Source organism: Streptosporangium sp. NPDC006013 (assembly GCF_040614275.1).
Classification (GTDB): domain Bacteria; phylum Actinomycetota; class Actinomycetes; order Streptosporangiales; family Streptosporangiaceae; genus Streptosporangium.
Genome location: NZ_JBEXUE010000001.1, coordinates 13,103 through 29,245 on the forward strand (window position 1 = coordinate 13,103; position 16,143 = coordinate 29,245).

Sequence of the window (16,143 nt, forward strand, 5' to 3'; positions counted from 1 at the left end):
TCGGGTGTGCCACCGTGGTGCGGGCCCGCAAGGTCGACGTCACCGACGAGGCCGAACTTGACGCGGCGCTCAACGAGGCCGACATGGTCAGCGCCGGCCTGTCACTCTTCCCGTACATGACCATCGAGATCACCCAGCCGGCGACTCATCCGTCGGACATCCGGGTCGACTGAGTTCGGTCGGCTACCGAGGAGCCCATCCAGGGTGGCGGAGTAGGTCAGCTGGCGCCGCCTGCACGTCGCTCTCGCACTCCACTGGAGCCTGCAGTCCCATCATGGCGACTGATCATTCCCCCGTCCCGGGTGTGTTCCTTCGCCGTCTCCTCGCTCAGCCCGATGGTGCGTCTTCTGTGGAGAGCTCGAATGGCGTGGCCGCCGACGATCACCGTGACCCTTGCGCATCGATGTTCCCGCCTTTACAGTTCCCGAATACTCATTATTCGGGAGTGCCGAGAGTGTCGCGGCGGCGCCCGAACCAGGTGGGAGGTGCGGCATGGCCACTTCATCGTCACGTCGGAACGGGGCCGACCAGGCGGGTCCCGGCCTGCGCGGAGTGCTGGTCCCGGCGCTCATGTTTCAGGCGGTCGCCATCGGTGGCGCCTACGCGACGGGCCGGGAGATCATCGAGTTCGGCGCGGGTCACGGATCGCTGGGCTGGGCCGCCGGCCTGGCGATGGCGATCGCCGGGTCCCTGCTCTCATACCTCGTCTACGAGATGGCTCGCCGCCACCGGCTGTTCGACTACCGGAGTCTGCTGCGCCACCTCATCGGCAAGCTCTACTGGCTCTTCGACGCGGTCTACATCCCGCTGGCGATCGCGATCATCGCGGTGCTGGCCTCGGCCACCGGCAACATCCTCAAGGACACCCTGGGGCTCAACTACTGGGCCGGTGTCGCAGTCATCATCGTGCTCACCGGGTTCGTGACCTTCCGGGGGACCGAGGTCGTCGAGCGGTTCAACGGCATCGGCACGATCCTGCTGATGGCTGGCTACATCGTCTTCGCCTTACTCGTCATCCCATCCCATTGGGAGCGCATCGGGCAGGTCATGTCGGCGGGCGACCACTCGCTCCGGCCCGGCGCGACGATCTGGGACGCGGCGCTCCTGGGCATGACCTACGTGGGCATGGGGTTCGTCGTCTTCCCGTCCACCCTCATGACGGTCCGCCACCTGCGTTCGCGCCGCGACGCCGCCAAGGCCGCAGCGCTCACCGGCGGCCTGTACGTCGTGCCGTGGTTCCTGACCTACGCCACCCTCATGGGCTTCTACCCGGACCCGAAGGTCTTCGACGCCCCGGTCCCGTGGCTCAAGATGCTCGAAGGCAAGGGGACCTGGGTGGTCATCGCGTACGGCCTTCTCGTCGGCTGGACTCTCGTCGCCACGGCGGTCGGCCTGATCCAGGCGATCCTGCTGCGCGTCGACCAGAACCTGGTGGACGTCGGCCGCCCCGTGATGACGTCCCGGGTCCGCGTCGGCATCAGCCTGGCGGTGCTCCTGCTCGGAGCCGCCCTCGCCCAGTTCGGGATCATCGACCTCATCGCAGTCGGCTACCTCATCGGGGCCGTCGCGCTCATCCTGGTGTTCGGGGTGCCGCTCATCGCCCGCGGCGCCAAGCTCTTCCTGCCCCGCAGCAACGGCCCGGTGGCCCAGAGCCAGGCGCCGACGGTGGAGTCGTGATGAGCGCTCATACGGCCTGGCGGACGACGTTCCACCTCCGCTTCCGGGACTTCGACTACCTGGGCCACATGACTGCGACATCCTACCTCGCGTTCTTCGAAGAGGCCCGGGTCGCGTGGCTCGTCGAGGGCGCCTGCGTTGCGCAGCCCGCGTACGTCGTGGCCAGGCAGGAAATCGAGTTCGAGCGCGAGGTGCTCCCAGGCGACGGGCCGGTGACGCTCACGATCGAGCCGATCGGCCGCAGCGCGCACCGGGTCGACGTACGCGAGGAGCTGCGCGGAGCGGACGGGACGCTGAGGGCGCGCTCCACGGCGACGCTCGTCATGTGGGACCGCGAGGCCCGCCGGCCCCGGGCGATTTCCGATGCGGAGAGGCGGTTGTTCGGTGGATAGGTTCGCGCGAGGAATCAACCCGTGATCGAGAGGATGACATGGCACCGGAGAGCACGTCCGACGTCGACATGAAGGCGGAGATCCTCGCGGCCGCCGCCGAACTGTTCCAGCGTGACGGTTACAGCAAGACCAAGGTCGCCACCATCGCCCGCGCGGTGGGGATCACCCCGCCCACGCTCTACTGGCATTTCGAGTCCAAGGAGGACATCCTCTTCGAGTTCCTGCGCACCAGCCTCAAGGAATTCCTGGACCGCATCGAGGCCGCCACCGCGGGGCTCACCGATCCGGTCGAGACGCTGCGGGCTTTCGCCGTCGCACACACCCGTGCCCAGCTGTCCCAGCTTGAGCAGGCGCAGACGTTCCTGTCGATGACCTACTCGCGGACACAACTGGCGTCCTCGCTGCCGAAGGAGCGCTACGAGCTCATCCGGGACCTGCACCGACGCCACTTGGACAACGCGCGCGACATCCTGCGGAAGGGCGCCGAGCAGGGGGTGTTCGACGTACCCGACCTCAACGCCACCGCCTTCGCGATCCTCAACATCTGCGAGTACAGCGCCCTGTGGTTTCAGCCCGGGGGGCCTCTCACCGTCGAGCAGGTCGCCGAGATGAACGGCGAGTTCGCGCTCCGCATCGCCGTGTCACCGCACGAATCCAGGAAGGAATGACGGCATGATCACAGGTCGACTCCTCGACGGAGTGGCGCTCGGTCGTACCGGGCCGCTCGCCGACCTCGAAGCCGCCCAGAGACGGTGGCCGGACCAGCCGCTGCTGCGGTGGGCCGAGGGTGAGTGGACCGTTTCCCGGTTCGCATCCGCTGCCCGCTCCGCCGCAGCCGAACTCCACGACCTGGGGGTGCGGCCCGGTGAACGGGTCGCGATCATGGCTGGCAACAGCGCTCGGATGCTCGCGGTGCAGTTCGCCGTGTGGGCTTTGGGCGCGGTGGAGGTCGCCGTCAACAGCGAGTTGCGGGGGTGGTTCCTGCAGCACGTCCTCACTGACAGCGAGCCCGGCGTCGTCGTGGCGGACGCATGCTTCCATGAGCCGCTGATCGGCTGCGTCGCCCCGGAGCGGATCGTCGACCTGGCGAGCGTGCGCATCGACCGGGACCACGAGGCCGACGCGGAGGGCAGGCCGGTGCCGGCGGCGGGTGATCTGGCCTCACTGCTCTACACGTCCGGGACCACCGGTCCGTCCAAGGGGGTGATGCTTCCGCACGGCTACTTCTCCAACTTCGGTGCCGTCCTGTCGAGGGTGCTCGACGTGGGGCCTGGTGACACCGGCTTCTTTACGATGCCGTTCTTCCACGTTGACGCTCACATCGCCCTTCCGTTGTGCCTGCAAACCGGCTCCACGCTCGCCTTCGCCCCCCGGTTCAGCGTCAGCGGCTTCTGGGAGGACGCCGAACGGTTCGGCGTCACCTGGTTCGGTGCCGTCGGCTCCATGCTGTCCGCGCTCATCACGCGGGGGCGGCCGCCGGCGCCGGTCCTGCGGCGACTCCGGACGATCCTCGCCGCACCCATCCCCGACGAGGCCTACGAGTTCTTCGAGGACGAGCTCGGGATCCCGCTCCTGCAGATGTACGGCCAGACCGAGGCCGACGGCCCGCTTTACTCCACCGCCGAGCACCGGCGGCGTGGGGCCGTGGGCTGGAGTTGCGCCGGTTTCGACATCCGGGTCGCGACCCCGGACGGGACCGAGGCCGGGGTCGGAGAACTCGGGGAGCTGCAGACACGGCCCCGGCATCCGCACATGCTCACTCTCGGGTACTGGCGGCGCCCCGAAGCCACCGCCGAGGCATTCCACGACCTGTGGTTCCACACCGGGGATCTTGTAACGCAGGACGCCGACGGCTTCATCTGGTACGGCGGCCGCCTGACCGACAACCTGCGCAAACGCGGCGAGAACATCTCCGCGTTCGAGCTTGAGCACGTGGTCCGCCGCGCCCCCGGCGTCCGCGAGTGCGCGGCGCTCGCCGTCCGCGACGAACTCGGCGGCGAGGACGACATCAAGCTGGTACTGGTGCTCGACGATGACGCGCCGTTCGACCCCGTGTCCTTCCGCGACTACTGCACACGGTCGCTACCGCGCTTCGCATTGCCGAGGTACGTCGAGATCGTCGCGGAGTCGGCTCTCGTCCGGGGACCGGGCACCGGTGCGATCCAGAAGCACCTCCTCCCGGCGGCGATCACCGCCGGCACGATCGACCTCCTGGAAGCGGCCGCACCGGCGGCCGCGGACTGATCTCAGCGTCCGAATCGCAAACAAGGATCCAAATCCGAAGGGAAAGAACATGAACGTCCTGGTCATCGGGGGAGCCGGACGGGTGGGAAGGCGTGTCGTGGCCGAACTCGCCGAACACTCCGGCCACGACATCACCATCGCCGACCGCGTGGCGCCCGGCGGCGCGACGGCCGCCTTCGTCGAGCTGGACCTTGCCGACGACGTCGCCTTGGCCCGTGCCCTGGCTGACGCCGACGCGGTGGTCAACACGGCGGGGCCGTTCGACCTGTGGGGCGCCAAGGTGCTCGACGCCGCCATCGAGCACGGTGTCGACTACATCGACGTCTGCGACGACCCGGCCGCGACCCAGGAGCTCATGAAGCGTGACCCCGCCGCTCGCGAAGCCGGTGTCCGTGCCGTCGTGGGGCTCGGTGTGAGCCCGGGTCTCACCAACTATCTCGGCATGATCGCCGCGCGCGACCTCGATGAGGTCGACACCGTCGCCACCTTCTGGGGCGACTCTCGCGAAGGCATGAACCTGGACGAGGCCACCCGGCACGCCAACGCCCTCGCCGCGTCGTTCGCCGCCGGCCGGGCCGCCTACACCCACCTCATCCTGCAGACCGCGGCCGAGGTACCGGTCTGGCGCCACGGTGAACCGGTCAACGAACGGGCCTGGCGAACGGCCTACAGGGTGCGTACCTCCAACGGTGAGACCGGCGTCTACCGCGTGATCGGCCATCCCGAGCCCGTCACCATGCCCCAGGCGATCACACTCCGGAACTGCGTCAACATCGGCACGGTCAACGTTGGGACCGACCGGCTCATGCTGCCGGTCCTCGATCGGGTCGCCGCCGGTGAGCTGACGCCCGATGAGGCCATCGCCGCCATCGCCGCCCGGCTCGCCGAGCATCCCGAGGACCTGGTGTCCGAATCCCAGGGCCCGCGCCTGCCCAGGTTGATCGGAGCGGTGGCCACCGGCACCGCCGGCGGAGGGGAACAGGGGATCATCGTCTTCCCCGGTGGGCCGGTCGACGGCTCGATGAGCCTGGAGACGGCACGCCCGGCGGTCGTGGGCGTCCTGCGTATCGGGCAGGCCCCCGTCGGCGTCCACGCGCCGGAGGGCGCCTTCGACGCCGACGCCTTCCTTGAGCACTATGCCGCGATCTACTGGGACGGTGGTGAGACCTTCCTCAAGGATGTCGCCGGCCCCGCGGCCCTCACCGTCGAGGAGAGCTGAGATGGCCTTCACCTGGGAGTCGGCCCTGGAGGAACTGCGGCGGCGCCACGAGGAGGCGCGCCGGCTCGGCGGCGCCGAACGCGTCGAACGTCAGCACACTCAGGGCCGCCAGACCATCCGGGAACGCATCGGCCAGATCGCCGATAACTTCACCGAGGTCGGCGAGTTCGCCACGTTCCCGATCCGCGACGCGGCCGGAACGCAGATCGGCACGCTGCCGTCGAGCTACGTCTGCGGCCTCGGGACGGTCGACGGGCGCCAGGTCGCCATCGGCGGCGAGGACTTCACCGTCCGCGCCGGGGCGCCGCAGACCTACCTCGACCGGTGGAAGGGTGGCATGGGCGGCTTCGTGGAGGACCTCGCCCACGAGTACCGCATCCCCCTCATCCTGTTCATGGAGGGCATCGGCGGTGACGTCTCCGCCCAGGACGAGAAGGGCCACTCCTACCTCGTCAGCTCGATGAGCTGGCGGCGCAGCTTCGAGCTGATGTCGCAGGTGCCGGTCCTGGTCGCCGTGCTCGGCTCGGCCGCGGGAGGCACCGCGGGGCGCGCGGTGGTCAGCCACTTCAGCGTGATCAGCAAGGGCAGCGTGCTCTTCGCCGGCGGACCGCCCGTCGTCCGGCGAGCCCTCGGCCAGACCGTCGACAAGCACGAACTCGGCGGTGCCGAGATGCACACGAGCGTCTCCGGGGCTATGGACAACCTGGCCGAGGACGAGGTCGACGCCATCGACCAGCTGTGCCGCGTGCTGTCCTATCTTCCGCAGAACGTGTGGGAACTCCCCGCCCGCGGTGACCGGAGCGACCCGGTGGACCGCTCCTGCGACGAGCTTTTGAGGATCATCCCGGAGAACCGGCGGCGCCCCTACAAGATGCTTGAGGTGATGCGCACCATCGTCGACAGGGACTCGCTCTTCGAGATGGGGCCCGGCTGGGGCAGGGCCGTCATCACCGCCTTCGCCCGTATCGACGGCATCCCGGTCGGGGTCATCGGCAACAATCCCATGCACCTCGCGGGAGCGCTGGACGGTGCGGCCGCCGAGAAGCAGATCCGCTTCGTCGATCTGTGCAGCACCTTCCACCTCCCGATCGTCTACCTCGTCGACGTGCCCGGATTCATGGTCGGCCCCGAGGCCGAGCGCCGTGGGGTCGTACGCATGGGCATGCGGGCGATCCAGTCGATCACCGAGGCCGAGGTGCCCGTCGTCACCGTCCACGTCCGCAAGGCCTACGGCATGGCGGTTTCGGCGACCTCCAACCCGGACGCGCTGGGGTTGCGCATCGCCTGGCCCAGCTCCGAGTGGGGTGACATGCCGATCGAAGGAGGCGTGGAAGCCGGCTTCCGCCGCGAGATCGAGCAGGCCGAGGACCCGGAGGCGTTCCGCCGACAGGCAGAGGAACGCCTGCTCGCCCTCGCCGACCCGTGGAAGACGGTCGAGGCGTTCGGCATGGAGATGATGATCGATCCCCGCCAGACCCGGAAGGTCGTCGCCGATTTCCTCAACGCCGGCCTGCACGCGATGCGGTCCCGCGTCGGTCCCAGTGACCGCCGCTGGCGCATGCGCCCCTGAACGCCTCGACTGAAAGGAAGCAGAAATCATGCAGGAAGTACGCACCGAGCTGACCGCCAGCGTCTGGAAGATCGTCGTCCCGGTCGGGGCCTCCGTCCGTCAGGGGGACGAGATCGCGATCCTCGAGTCGATGAAGATGGAGATCCCGGTCGAGGCGCCGGTGAGTGGCGTCGTCACCGAGTTCCTCGTCGAGGAGGGCGCGGCCGTCCAGGAAGGCGACCTCCTCGCCCGTATCAGCGCCGACTGACCATTCGCAGGAGTTCCCATGTTGTTCAGCTCCCTCCTGGTCGCGAACCGGGGCGAGATCGCCGTACGCGTCATCAGGACCGCGAAGCGGCTCGGCATCCGGACGGTAGCGGTCTTCTCCGACGCCGACGCGAGTGCCCGGCACGTCGAAGAGGCCGATGAGGCCGTCCGGATCGGCCCGGCGCCCGTCGCTCGGTCCTACCTCGACGTGGACGCGATCCTCGCCGCCGCGTCATCAAGCGGCGCCGATGCCATCCACCCCGGCTATGGGTTCCTCTCCGAGAACCCCGATTTCGCCCGCCGGGTCCAGGCGGCGGGCATGACCTGGATCGGACCGAGTCCCGACCACATCGCGGAGATGGGCGACAAGATCAGGGCCCGTAACCTCATGGCGTCCTACGGCGTTCCGGTCTCGCGCGGCACGTCACAGGCTCTGGCCGACGCCGTCGCAGCACGAGCCGAAGCGACGCGCATCGGCTACCCCCTGATGGTGAAGGCCGCTGGCGGTGGAGGCGGGATCGGCATGACGGTCGTCTGGCACGAGGCGGATCTCGACTCCGCCTTCCAGACCGCCCGGACCCGGTCCGAGCGGATGTTCGGCTCCGCGGACATTTTGCTGGAGCAGTACATCGAGCCCGCCCGGCACGTCGAGGTGCAGATCCTCGGCCTGAACGACGGCCGGGTCCTCGCACTCGGCGAACGCGACTGCTCGATGCAGCGCCGGTTCCAGAAGGTCATCGAGGAGACCCCCTGTCCGGGCATCTCCGACGACCTTAGGGAACAGATGCTGGCCGCCAGCCGTCGGGCCGGAGAGTACCTCGGCTACCGCGGGGCCGGCACCTTCGAATACCTCGTCGACCCGCGGACCGAGGAGTTCGTCTTCCTTGAGATGAACACCCGGCTGCAGGTCGAGCACCCGGTCACCGAACTCGTCACCGGCATGGACCTCGTCGAGGCCCAATTGCTTGTGGCCGCCCACGAAGACGGCGAACTCGCGGAACCCGCTCGCGAGAACCATGCGATCGAGCTCAGGATCTACGCCGAGGATCCCGTCAGAATGCTGCCCTCACCTGGGCGTATCGAACAATGGAAGGAACCTGTCGGCGAGCACGTCCGAATCGACTCCGGCTATCGCGCCGGTGACGAAGTGAGTCCCTACTACGACCCCCTCCTGGCCAAGCTGTGCACCGTCGCAACGAGTCGGTCAGCAGCGATCAAGCGTGCCCGACAAGCTGTGGGCGACTTCACGATCACTGGAGTGAAGACGAACCTGCCGCTACTGCATCGTGTACTCGAGGACGAGGACTTCATGAGCGGAGACTTCGATACGCGGACCCTGCCGCGCATCGCAGAGGGGTAAACCCGCAGGAGCAGAGCACCGTTGGCGTGAGCCGCCCTCGAGTGCTCAGCGACAACGGCTCGGCCTACAGGGCCCCGAGGGCCTGTACGGGCTTCGGCTCTGTCTCTCTTTCGGTGGTAACGGAACGTGTGCATCAAGCTGACGTCGCGGAGCTGGGCGGTTTCCTCATCAGACGCCTGTGGGACCGCACGGTCGCCCGTGACCCTGCTCGCCGGACCGCGCCACGACACCCTTCTGGCCAGCTAATTCGTCTCAAGCGCGTCTTCATTACCTGTGACCACGCTCGGTCACCACCGAAAGTGAGCCAGAGCCTTAAAATTGATGAAATTGGTCATTTGACCTAAACTGGCTGTCATGAACGATGAACTCGTACATGACTCCTCCGGCCCCGTGCTCGTGGTCGGCGGTTACGGCACCGTGGGCGCCGCTCTGACCGGGCTCGCCGCGTCCGAGTGGCCGCTGTTGCTGACCGGGCGTAATCCCAACAAGGGAGCGCCCCTGGCGAAGAAGTACGGAGCGTCGGTGCGGCGGTGGGATCTCGCGGATCCCGAGCCGTTCGCCGCCGGTGTCCGCGCCGTCGTCAGCGCGGTCAACGATCCCGACGACCGTGTGCTCCGCGCCGCCGTCGGCGCCGGGATCCCCTACGTTGACATCACGCGGTGGACCAGCCGGCTCGCACGCGCGGTCACGGTGGCGACGCTCGCCCGTCCGACCGCGCCCGTGCTTCTTTCGTCGGGCTGGATGGGAGGCATCACGAACCTGGTGACGGCGGCGCTCATCGCGGAACGAGGGGGCGACGCCACATCGGTGGACATTGCGATCCGATACGACATGGACGATTCCGCCGGCATCGACTCCGTGGACTTCATGGACCGGCTCGGCTACGACTACGACGTACGTCAGGGCGGGAAAACGGTAACGGTGGCGCCGCTCACCGACAGCCGCTGGGTGGACATCGCGGGCTCACGGACGAAGGTCGCCCGACTCGACACCCCCGAACAGTTCACCTTGCCCCTGACGCTCGGTGTCGACAGCGCGGCAACGCGGATCGGATTCAGTCAGAACTCGGCCACGACCGCCCTGCTGGCGGCGAAGAAGGCAGGCCTGTTCCGCTGGGGGCGTGGCACACGCTGGACATCTCTGCGCCGGTCCCTGCTCTACTCGCCCGGCGAAGGCGGCAGCGCGCGGATCCGCATCGACATCGACGGCGCCGGCGGTGCCACGACCGCGATGATCGTCGATCCGAAGGGCCAGGCGCATCTCACCGCGCTCGGCGGGTTCTTGGGCCTGCGTCGCGTGCTCGGTGCGGACGCGGAGGCGGGGGTGACCTTCCCTGAACTACACCCCCGGCCGGTGGCCGTGCTGCGGGAACTCGGCGAACACGGCGTGGAGGTACGGCGCGCATGACCTCGACCAAGGGTGCCCAGCGACAGGCGGAGTTGCTCGATGCCGCTGAGCGGGTGCTGACCACGAGAGGCAACGCCAACGCCGCGCTCCGCGACTTCGCCGCGGAAGCGAGCGTACGCATCGGCCATCTCCAGCACTACTTTCCCACCCGCGCCGACCTCATCCGGGCGGTGCTCGACCGCGCCCTGCGACGTTCTCTCGAACGCCTGTCCGCCGCAACGGGACCTGATGCGGACGGTGCCGGGAATCGGACGCTGACGCGTGCGGACAGCGAGCGGCTTCTCGGGGTGTTGCTCGCCGAGCAGGACGATCCCACCTGCGTGCGGTTGTACATGGAGATCTGGGCGATCGCCGTGAGCGACGAGCAGATCGCCGCGGTCGTGCAAGAGTTCTACGGCAAATACGTCGGCCATGTAGCCGAACTTGTGGCGTGCGCCCAACCGCGGCTGCCTGAATCGCGGCGTACGGCGCTGGCCGAGGCTGTCGTCAGCCTCATCGAGGGCGCCTCCGTCGTGCGCTCGACCATCGGAGTCGGACGATCGGCGGAAGGTCATCACGAGATCGTGCGGACGGCCCTGGCGCTGATCCACGGCGAGTGAGATGCGGGCACCAGCGAAGGCCGGTGCCCGGCACCACGTCCCGCACCGCCGCCGTGTGCGGAAGCGGTCCTTCCGCCGAGATGGTCGTGGCGAAACGCGAACCGTATACGACGCTTGTCACGTTCGAGCAGCTGCTGGGCGGGTCATGTCGCCGTAGAGGCGGAAAAGGCGGATGTTCTCGCCGTCCGGGCCGGCGCTCTCGTCCAGGAGCGACCAGCACTGTGCGACCAGTGCGCGGGCCTGGGTACCGGGCCAGGGCTGCGGGAGCAGTTGGGGCGGCAGGAGGGGGTCGGCTTCCATGACGCGAGTGAATTCGGCTGCCAGTTCTACCGCGATCGTCAGCCGCTGTGGCTCGGAGAGGCCGGCGTGATCGTGGAGGCGCTCGCGCCGGAGTTGGGCGACGGCGGTGAGCCGGTGATACCGCTCGGCGATCTCGGCCAACGGCCACAGGGCACGGGCGAGTGCGGCGGGATCGTCTTGGTCGCCCTGGCGCAGGTCCCGGGTGGTCGCGAAGGTGAGGTGGTCCAGGACGTTCAGGTGGCGGGCGTGGTCCTCGACGTAGGGCTCCCACGGGTTGGCGCTGAGATACAGGCCCCCTTGGATCGATGCTCCGCCCAGGCGGGTGAGCGCGACGCGCAGGGCGTCGCGTGCGGTGCGCGCGGTCTCGGGGACGGCGAAGGCGACCAGATGCCAGGTGCCGTCCCAGGGGGCGATGCCGGCGTCTTGGCGGAAGGCGTGGGCGACGAATTCGACATCGAGGCCCATGGTCTGTTCGGTGGTGCCGGTGGCCCGCAGTTGTGCTTTGCGTCCTCTGCCCTCGTGGGTGAAGCGTCCCTCGGTGACCAGCCGTTTGATGCACAGGCGCACCTGCTGGTCGGTCATGCCCAGCAGGTTGGCGGTGGCGTAGAGCTCGCCGGTGTCGACGGTGAGGTCGGTGCGGACGAGCGCTTCGACGAGCATCCGGGTGGGGACCTGGACGTCCGGTCCCGGCATGCGGGGTGCGGCGGTCATTCTGCAGCCTTCCAGGAACGGCCGGGCGGCACCGAGACGCTGGCACCCATCCCGGGCGATGCGGGCGGACGATGAGGTGCCCGGCGTGCACGAGTTTACCGACGTCAAAGACCCCGTTGCCTAACGTAGGTGAACTATCGAATTTAATTCGATAGTAAATCATTTGAGCGCAGAGCCGTGGTGGGGGTCGTCATGGTTCATGGGCCGATGACGGTGGTCACCGCGTCCAGCAGGACGCGGTGGCGAACGTCGCTCAGGGCGTCGGCGGGCATGGTGCGTGGCAGGAAGGCCAGGGCGAGCCGGCGGCGAGAGTCGCCGAGGCCGAGGGCGCCGCCGATGCCGGGGTGACCGAAGGCCGTGGGGGAGCCGAGCCGCCAGGCGCGGCTGGGCAGGGCGAATCCGCACCCGAACGCCGACGGGAGGCCGAGTACCCGGTCCCGCCCGACGGCGCGGGGCCGTACGGCGGCGCTCTGGGTGCGGTCGCTGATGAGCGGGGCCTCGGCCCCGGGCAGGAGCATGGCATAGAGCCGGGCCAGGGACCGGGCGGTGGTGACGGCATTGGCGGCGGGGAGCTGTCCGGCGAGGGTCTCCGGGCGTCGTACCCAGAGGTCGGGGGGGTCGGTGATGGCCCCCTGCACGGTCATCGCCTGCCACAGCGGCGTTCCGGGGCGCGCGAAGACGGCGGTGGTCAGCCTGACCAGGAGCGGGACCCGGGTGGCGGCGTGTACCGGGGAAGGCGGGGGGCCGAGGTGGGTGCCGATGCTGATCGCCAGGTCCCGGGGGCGGCACACCAGTTCGGTGAGCACCTCGCCGAGCCGGGCGCCGGTGACGCGGCGGACGAGTTCGTCGGCGAGCGTGCCCCAGGTGACCGCGTGGTATCCGGGCCGGCCCAGGGGCCAGCGCGCCCGCTCATCGGCCAGGGCGTCCGCGAGCGGGCGCCCCTCCAGCACGTCGGCGAGGGTGGCCCGGCGCGAGGGGGCGATGAGCCCGGCCTGATGGCTGAGCAGCTGCGCCACGGTGATCTCGGACTTGCCGTGGCGACCGAACCCGGGCCAGTACCTGGCCACGGGCGCGTCGAAGTCGAGATCGCCGCGGTCGGCGAGCACCGCCAGGCACGCGGCGGCGATGCCCTTCGAGGCGGAGAAGACCACTTGGCGGGTGTCCGGGCCGTAGGGCCCTTCGCCGTCGGTCCCGCCGTAGAGGTCCACGACGGTCCTGCCGCGGTGAATGACATGTAACCCGGCGCCACGCTCGTCCGGCCTGCTCATGATCGCGGCGAACGCGTCACGAACCGGTTCCCAGCCGGGCGCGACGTCGCCGCGGAGTGCGCGATCGTTGGACGTGCTCATGCCGGTCATGGGGTCGTGGCGGCAGCGACGGGGGCGTGATCCACCTTGACCACCTCGCCGCGATGGGGCCGGGGCGGATCGCACTGGGCGGCCAGCGCGTCGAAGTATCGCTCGGGGTCGAGCACGGCGTCGGGGGGATGGACGCCATGGGTGCGCACCGACCCGTCGAGGATCTGGCCTGCTGCCAGGGCCAGGGGGATGCCGGTCGCCCTGGCCATCCCACGGGGGGAGGCGATCAGCCGAGCGCCGACCGTGTGCGGCCGGCCGTCCCGGCTCCCGGTGGCGAGTGCGAAGAAGGCGGGCAGCGCGCCTGGGCCACGCAGCCAGGGCCGGCGGAGGGCGGACCGGGCGGAATGGCCCGCGGTCGGGGTGTCGATCGCGGCGGCGGCCTGCTCCAGAGAGAGCTTCCCCCGGTCGATGTCGTCGCGCAGGGTCATCAGGTACGCCGCGGTCGTCGGTCGGACGACCATGACGCAGGCCGAGCTGCGAGCGATCGAGCGGGTCCCCGGCAAGGTCACCGGCTCGGGATGACCGACCGTGTACGCGGTGCCCGTGCCCAGCCCCGGGTAGTCCAGCGTGACCGGTTCGAGCGGGGACCGCTCGGCGGGTTTGCCGCCGTCCCAGGTCTGGATCGTTCCGGACAACTGTTGCATCCAGTGCACGGTGGCGGCCGAGGCGCCGGCGATCGCGTCCTTGTCAGGGTCGTCGCCGACGAACGGCACGTCCACCGGCCAGGCCGTGAAGACGTCGTCAACGGTGTCCAGCTCGCGTGTCGCGAGCGCGGCCAGCATGTTGCTCGTGCCCGGGCTCGCCCCGGCTCCGATCACGGCGATCACGCCCGAGCTCCGCGCCTGGGCGTCCAGCGCGAGCATGTCCAGTGTCGGTTCCCAGTCATCGCAAATGTCGACGTACTGGGTGCGTGTATCGATCGCCGCCTTCAGTACGGGCACGCCGAGCCGGAAGAAGGGCCCCGTTGTGTTGACGACGATGTCGGCGTCTCGGAAGAGTTCGCGCAGCCGTACCGGATCCGTCGCATCCGCCGCCTGCGGGACCAGGGTGGCGGACGCGGTGCCCGCCAGCTGGGCAGCGAGTCGTTCGGCGGCGGCCAGATCGCGGTCCGCGATCACCAGTTCCGCGATGTCCTCGCGACCGGCGAGCGTCTCGACCGCGGGCCTGCCCATCGCTCCCGCCCCGCCCAACGCGACCACTCGATGTTCATTCATATAACGAACGTATCCAAAACGAACGTTTGTGGCAACACGGTTTTGAGTGCGGCTCGGCATGCCCTCGGGATGCGGGCGCCACCGATCACCTGGCCTGGGCGAGCAGGACGTGCATGGCCCGGGTCGGAGGGATGTCGCTGGAGGGGAAGTCCGTCGGCCCCTTCGGCATCAGGCCGATCGGTCACGATGCGAGCTCCTGGCTAGCCGTCGAAGATCATCCCCTTGCGGAGGTCGGTGAACACGAACGTCAGTCTGTCGAGCAGGTAGTTCTGTGAGACCGTCCACGGATCGCGCTCGCCCTGCTGCGGAAACAGGTGAGCGGAGCGTTGCACGTAGTTGGAGGTCAGGCCGAGCAGCGGACGCCGTGCCCGTCCGGGCGGGAACGCGGGCATCGCGGTCGTATAACCGTGCCGCCTCATGTGATCGAGCAGTCGGACGACGTAGCGCGAGGACATGTCGGCCCGTAGCGTCCACGACGCGTTGGTGTAGCCGACGCAGAAGGCCAGGTTGGGCACGCCGCTGAGCATCAGCCCGCGGTAGGCGGTGGTATCCGCCACGTTGATCATTTGCTCGTCCATTGACAGGCCGATCCCGCCGAGCGGTATCAGCGACAACCCCGTCGCGGAGACGATCACATCGGCCTCCAGAATTTCCCCGGAGTCCAGCACGATCCCGCTCTCCACGAAGCGGGTGATCCGATCGGTGGCCACTGACGCCCTCCCGGTGGCCACGGCCCGGAAGAAGTCACCGTCGGGCACGACGCACAGCCGCTGGTCCCACGGCTGATATCGGGGAGTGAAGTGCCTGTCCAGGTATGCCGGATCCGGTAGGCACCGGAGCGCGGACTTGCGTAGCCACCGCTTGGTCTGTTCGGGAAAGCGCCTGCTCAGCCAGTAGGTCAGCTGGCTGCTCAGCACGTTCTTCTCGCGGATGAGCGCGTGCGCGATTCGTGCGGGAAGGTGGCGGCGCAGCACGTCGGCCGTCCGGTCGACGTCGGGCAGCGCGGCCAGATAGGTCGGCGACCGCTGCAGCATCGTGACGTGCGCCGCCGTCGTGGCCAGCGCGGGGACGAGGGTGGCTGCGGTGGCTCCGCTGCCGATCACCACCACCCGCTTGCCCGTGGTGTCGAGATCCTCGGGCCAGAACTGCGGGTGCACGAACCGGCCGCCAAACCGCTCCACTCCCGCGAACTCGGGCTGATAGCCGCGCTCGTAGTCGTAGTAGCCGGCACAGATGTAGAGGAACGAACACGTCCACACCCGAGAGTCCTGGCCCTCCCGGGTCTCCACCACCCATCGGGATTGCTTCCGGGACCATGAGGCCACGACAGCCTTGGTTCCGTAGTGGATGTGCCGGTCGATGCCATGCTCGCGTGCGGTGTCTTCGATGTAGCGGCGGATGCTGTCGCCATCGGCCAACGACTTCTTCCCCCGCCACGGCTGGAACGCGTAGCTGAGGGTGAACATGTCCGAGTCCGAACGGACACCTGGATAGCGAAACAGATCCCATGTGCCACCGAGGTGATCCCGGCCCTCCAGAACCGCGTAGGTCCGGTCACGCCGCCGCTGCAGGCGCCACGCGGCGCCGATGCCGGACAGACCCGCCCCGATGATCAGCACATCGACGTGTCGGGGTGAGCCTCTCCCAGAATCGATCTTTTTAGAAACGGTCGTCATAAAAACGACCGTATCATAATTGAAAGATATGCTGGGAGATCGCGACCAGGGTGGCCTCGATGCATGCCTCGACCAGGGCCTGTTCTGAGTTCGGATCTTTAGGCGGGTTGGAGGCTTCGGATCCACAAGACGGTGCCTCGCAGATGGAGTCCGGCCAGATTGGATCCCGC

15 protein-coding genes are annotated in these 16,143 nt (G+C 68.7%); 11 read left to right on the forward strand and 4 right to left on the reverse strand.

Translation table 11 applies throughout. From position 1 onward, the window contains the following. Positions 1 to 14: 14 nt before the first annotated feature. The 11 genes from ABZ260_RS00065 to ABZ260_RS00115 all read left to right on the forward strand — a co-directional run bounded on the left by ABZ260_RS00065 (position 15) and on the right by ABZ260_RS00115 (position 10,714). Positions 15 to 173 carry a hypothetical protein gene (locus ABZ260_RS00065; RefSeq protein WP_350912008.1) on the forward strand — a complete coding sequence of 53 codons (159 nt, stop codon included), beginning with the start codon at positions 15 to 17 and terminating at the stop codon, positions 171 to 173. A gap of 319 nt (positions 174 to 492) precedes the next feature. Then, complete coding sequence (locus ABZ260_RS00070) at positions 493 to 1,677, forward strand: hypothetical protein (protein WP_355610604.1); 1,185 nt, start codon at positions 493 to 495, stop codon at positions 1,675 to 1,677. Next, a complete protein-coding gene (locus tag ABZ260_RS00075) occupies positions 1,677 to 2,069 on the forward strand; it encodes a thioesterase family protein (protein ID WP_355610607.1) in 393 nt (130 codons plus the stop codon). The genes ABZ260_RS00070 and ABZ260_RS00075 overlap by 1 nt, the downstream gene beginning before the upstream one ends. Positions 2,070 to 2,107: 38 nt before the next feature. Beyond that, positions 2,108 to 2,737 (forward strand): TetR/AcrR family transcriptional regulator, encoded by a 630-nt coding sequence (locus tag ABZ260_RS00080; protein ID WP_355610610.1) that lies wholly within the window; start codon positions 2,108 to 2,110, stop codon positions 2,735 to 2,737. Between the two features lie 4 nt (positions 2,738 to 2,741). After that, positions 2,742 to 4,313, forward strand: coding sequence for an AMP-binding protein (locus ABZ260_RS00085; RefSeq protein ID WP_355610613.1), 1,572 nt, complete (start codon positions 2,742 to 2,744; stop codon positions 4,311 to 4,313). A gap of 49 nt (positions 4,314 to 4,362) precedes the next feature. Continuing rightward, positions 4,363 to 5,532, forward strand: a complete 1,170-nt coding sequence (locus ABZ260_RS00090) for a saccharopine dehydrogenase NADP-binding domain-containing protein (RefSeq protein ID WP_355610616.1) — start codon at positions 4,363 to 4,365, stop codon at positions 5,530 to 5,532. Between the two features lies 1 nt (position 5,533). Continuing rightward, complete coding sequence (locus ABZ260_RS00095; protein WP_355610620.1) at positions 5,534 to 7,102, forward strand: carboxyl transferase domain-containing protein; 1,569 nt, start codon at positions 5,534 to 5,536, stop codon at positions 7,100 to 7,102. A gap of 28 nt (positions 7,103 to 7,130) precedes the next feature. Continuing rightward, the gene (locus ABZ260_RS00100) at positions 7,131 to 7,349 is read left to right on the forward strand and encodes a biotin/lipoyl-binding carrier protein (RefSeq protein WP_350912021.1); all 219 of its coding nucleotides are present in this window, start codon (positions 7,131 to 7,133) and stop codon (positions 7,347 to 7,349) included. 18 nt (positions 7,350 to 7,367) lie between these two features. After that, complete coding sequence (locus tag ABZ260_RS00105) at positions 7,368 to 8,708, forward strand: biotin carboxylase N-terminal domain-containing protein (protein WP_355610623.1); 1,341 nt, start codon at positions 7,368 to 7,370, stop codon at positions 8,706 to 8,708. Positions 8,709 to 9,062: 354 nt separating this feature from the next. Continuing rightward, positions 9,063 to 10,115 carry a saccharopine dehydrogenase gene (locus ABZ260_RS00110; RefSeq protein WP_355610626.1) on the forward strand — a complete coding sequence of 351 codons (1,053 nt, stop codon included), beginning with the start codon at positions 9,063 to 9,065 and terminating at the stop codon, positions 10,113 to 10,115. Continuing rightward, positions 10,112 to 10,714, forward strand: coding sequence for a TetR/AcrR family transcriptional regulator (locus ABZ260_RS00115; RefSeq protein ID WP_355610629.1), 603 nt, complete (start codon positions 10,112 to 10,114; stop codon positions 10,712 to 10,714). The genes ABZ260_RS00110 and ABZ260_RS00115 overlap by 4 nt, the downstream gene beginning before the upstream one ends. A 117-nt stretch (positions 10,715 to 10,831) precedes the next feature. On the opposite strand, the gene ABZ260_RS00120 is transcribed toward ABZ260_RS00115, so the two are convergent. The 4 genes from ABZ260_RS00120 to ABZ260_RS00135 all read right to left on the reverse strand — a co-directional run bounded on the left by ABZ260_RS00120 (position 10,832) and on the right by ABZ260_RS00135 (position 15,973). After that, positions 10,832 to 11,725, reverse strand: coding sequence for a PaaX family transcriptional regulator C-terminal domain-containing protein (locus tag ABZ260_RS00120; protein ID WP_355610632.1), 894 nt, complete (start codon positions 11,723 to 11,725; stop codon positions 10,832 to 10,834). Between the two features lie 197 nt (positions 11,726 to 11,922). Beyond that, positions 11,923 to 13,074 (reverse strand): serine hydrolase domain-containing protein, encoded by a 1,152-nt coding sequence (locus tag ABZ260_RS00125; protein WP_355610635.1) that lies wholly within the window; start codon positions 13,072 to 13,074, stop codon positions 11,923 to 11,925. Positions 13,075 to 13,079: 5 nt separating this feature from the next. Beyond that, positions 13,080 to 14,297, reverse strand: a complete 1,218-nt coding sequence (locus tag ABZ260_RS00130) for a saccharopine dehydrogenase NADP-binding domain-containing protein (protein WP_355610638.1) — start codon at positions 14,295 to 14,297, stop codon at positions 13,080 to 13,082. Positions 14,298 to 14,497: 200 nt separating this feature from the next. Next, complete coding sequence (locus tag ABZ260_RS00135) at positions 14,498 to 15,973, reverse strand: NAD(P)/FAD-dependent oxidoreductase (RefSeq protein ID WP_355610641.1); 1,476 nt, start codon at positions 15,971 to 15,973, stop codon at positions 14,498 to 14,500. Positions 15,974 to 16,143: the final 170 nt, after the last annotated feature.

Excerpts from the sequence above, each read along its gene's own strand:
- ABZ260_RS00105 (WP_355610623.1), top strand. The coding sequence starts at position 7,368 with ATGTTGTTCAGCTCCCTCCTGGTCGCGAACCGGGGCGAGATCGCCGTA.
- ABZ260_RS00110 (WP_355610626.1), top strand. The coding sequence starts at position 9,063 with ATGAACGATGAACTCGTACATGACTCCTCCGGCCCCGTGCTCGTGGTC.
- ABZ260_RS00075 (WP_355610607.1), top strand. The coding sequence starts at position 1,677 with ATGAGCGCTCATACGGCCTGGCGGACGACGTTCCACCTCCGCTTCCGG.
- ABZ260_RS00115 (WP_355610629.1), top strand. The coding sequence starts at position 10,112 with ATGACCTCGACCAAGGGTGCCCAGCGACAGGCGGAGTTGCTCGATGCC.
- ABZ260_RS00070 (WP_355610604.1), top strand. The coding sequence starts at position 493 with ATGGCCACTTCATCGTCACGTCGGAACGGGGCCGACCAGGCGGGTCCC.
- ABZ260_RS00095 (WP_355610620.1), top strand. The coding sequence starts at position 5,534 with ATGGCCTTCACCTGGGAGTCGGCCCTGGAGGAACTGCGGCGGCGCCAC.
- ABZ260_RS00130 (WP_355610638.1), bottom strand. The coding sequence starts at position 14,297 with ATGAATGAACATCGAGTGGTCGCGTTGGGCGGGGCGGGAGCGATGGGC.
- ABZ260_RS00100 (WP_350912021.1), top strand. The coding sequence starts at position 7,131 with ATGCAGGAAGTACGCACCGAGCTGACCGCCAGCGTCTGGAAGATCGTC.
- ABZ260_RS00085 (WP_355610613.1), top strand. The coding sequence starts at position 2,742 with ATGATCACAGGTCGACTCCTCGACGGAGTGGCGCTCGGTCGTACCGGG.
- ABZ260_RS00135 (WP_355610641.1), bottom strand. The coding sequence starts at position 15,973 with ATGACGACCGTTTCTAAAAAGATCGATTCTGGGAGAGGCTCACCCCGA.
- ABZ260_RS00080 (WP_355610610.1), top strand. The coding sequence starts at position 2,108 with ATGGCACCGGAGAGCACGTCCGACGTCGACATGAAGGCGGAGATCCTC.
- ABZ260_RS00120 (WP_355610632.1), bottom strand. The coding sequence starts at position 11,725 with ATGACCGCCGCACCCCGCATGCCGGGACCGGACGTCCAGGTCCCCACC.
- ABZ260_RS00090 (WP_355610616.1), top strand. The coding sequence starts at position 4,363 with ATGAACGTCCTGGTCATCGGGGGAGCCGGACGGGTGGGAAGGCGTGTC.
- ABZ260_RS00125 (WP_355610635.1), bottom strand. The coding sequence starts at position 13,074 with ATGAGCACGTCCAACGATCGCGCACTCCGCGGCGACGTCGCGCCCGGC.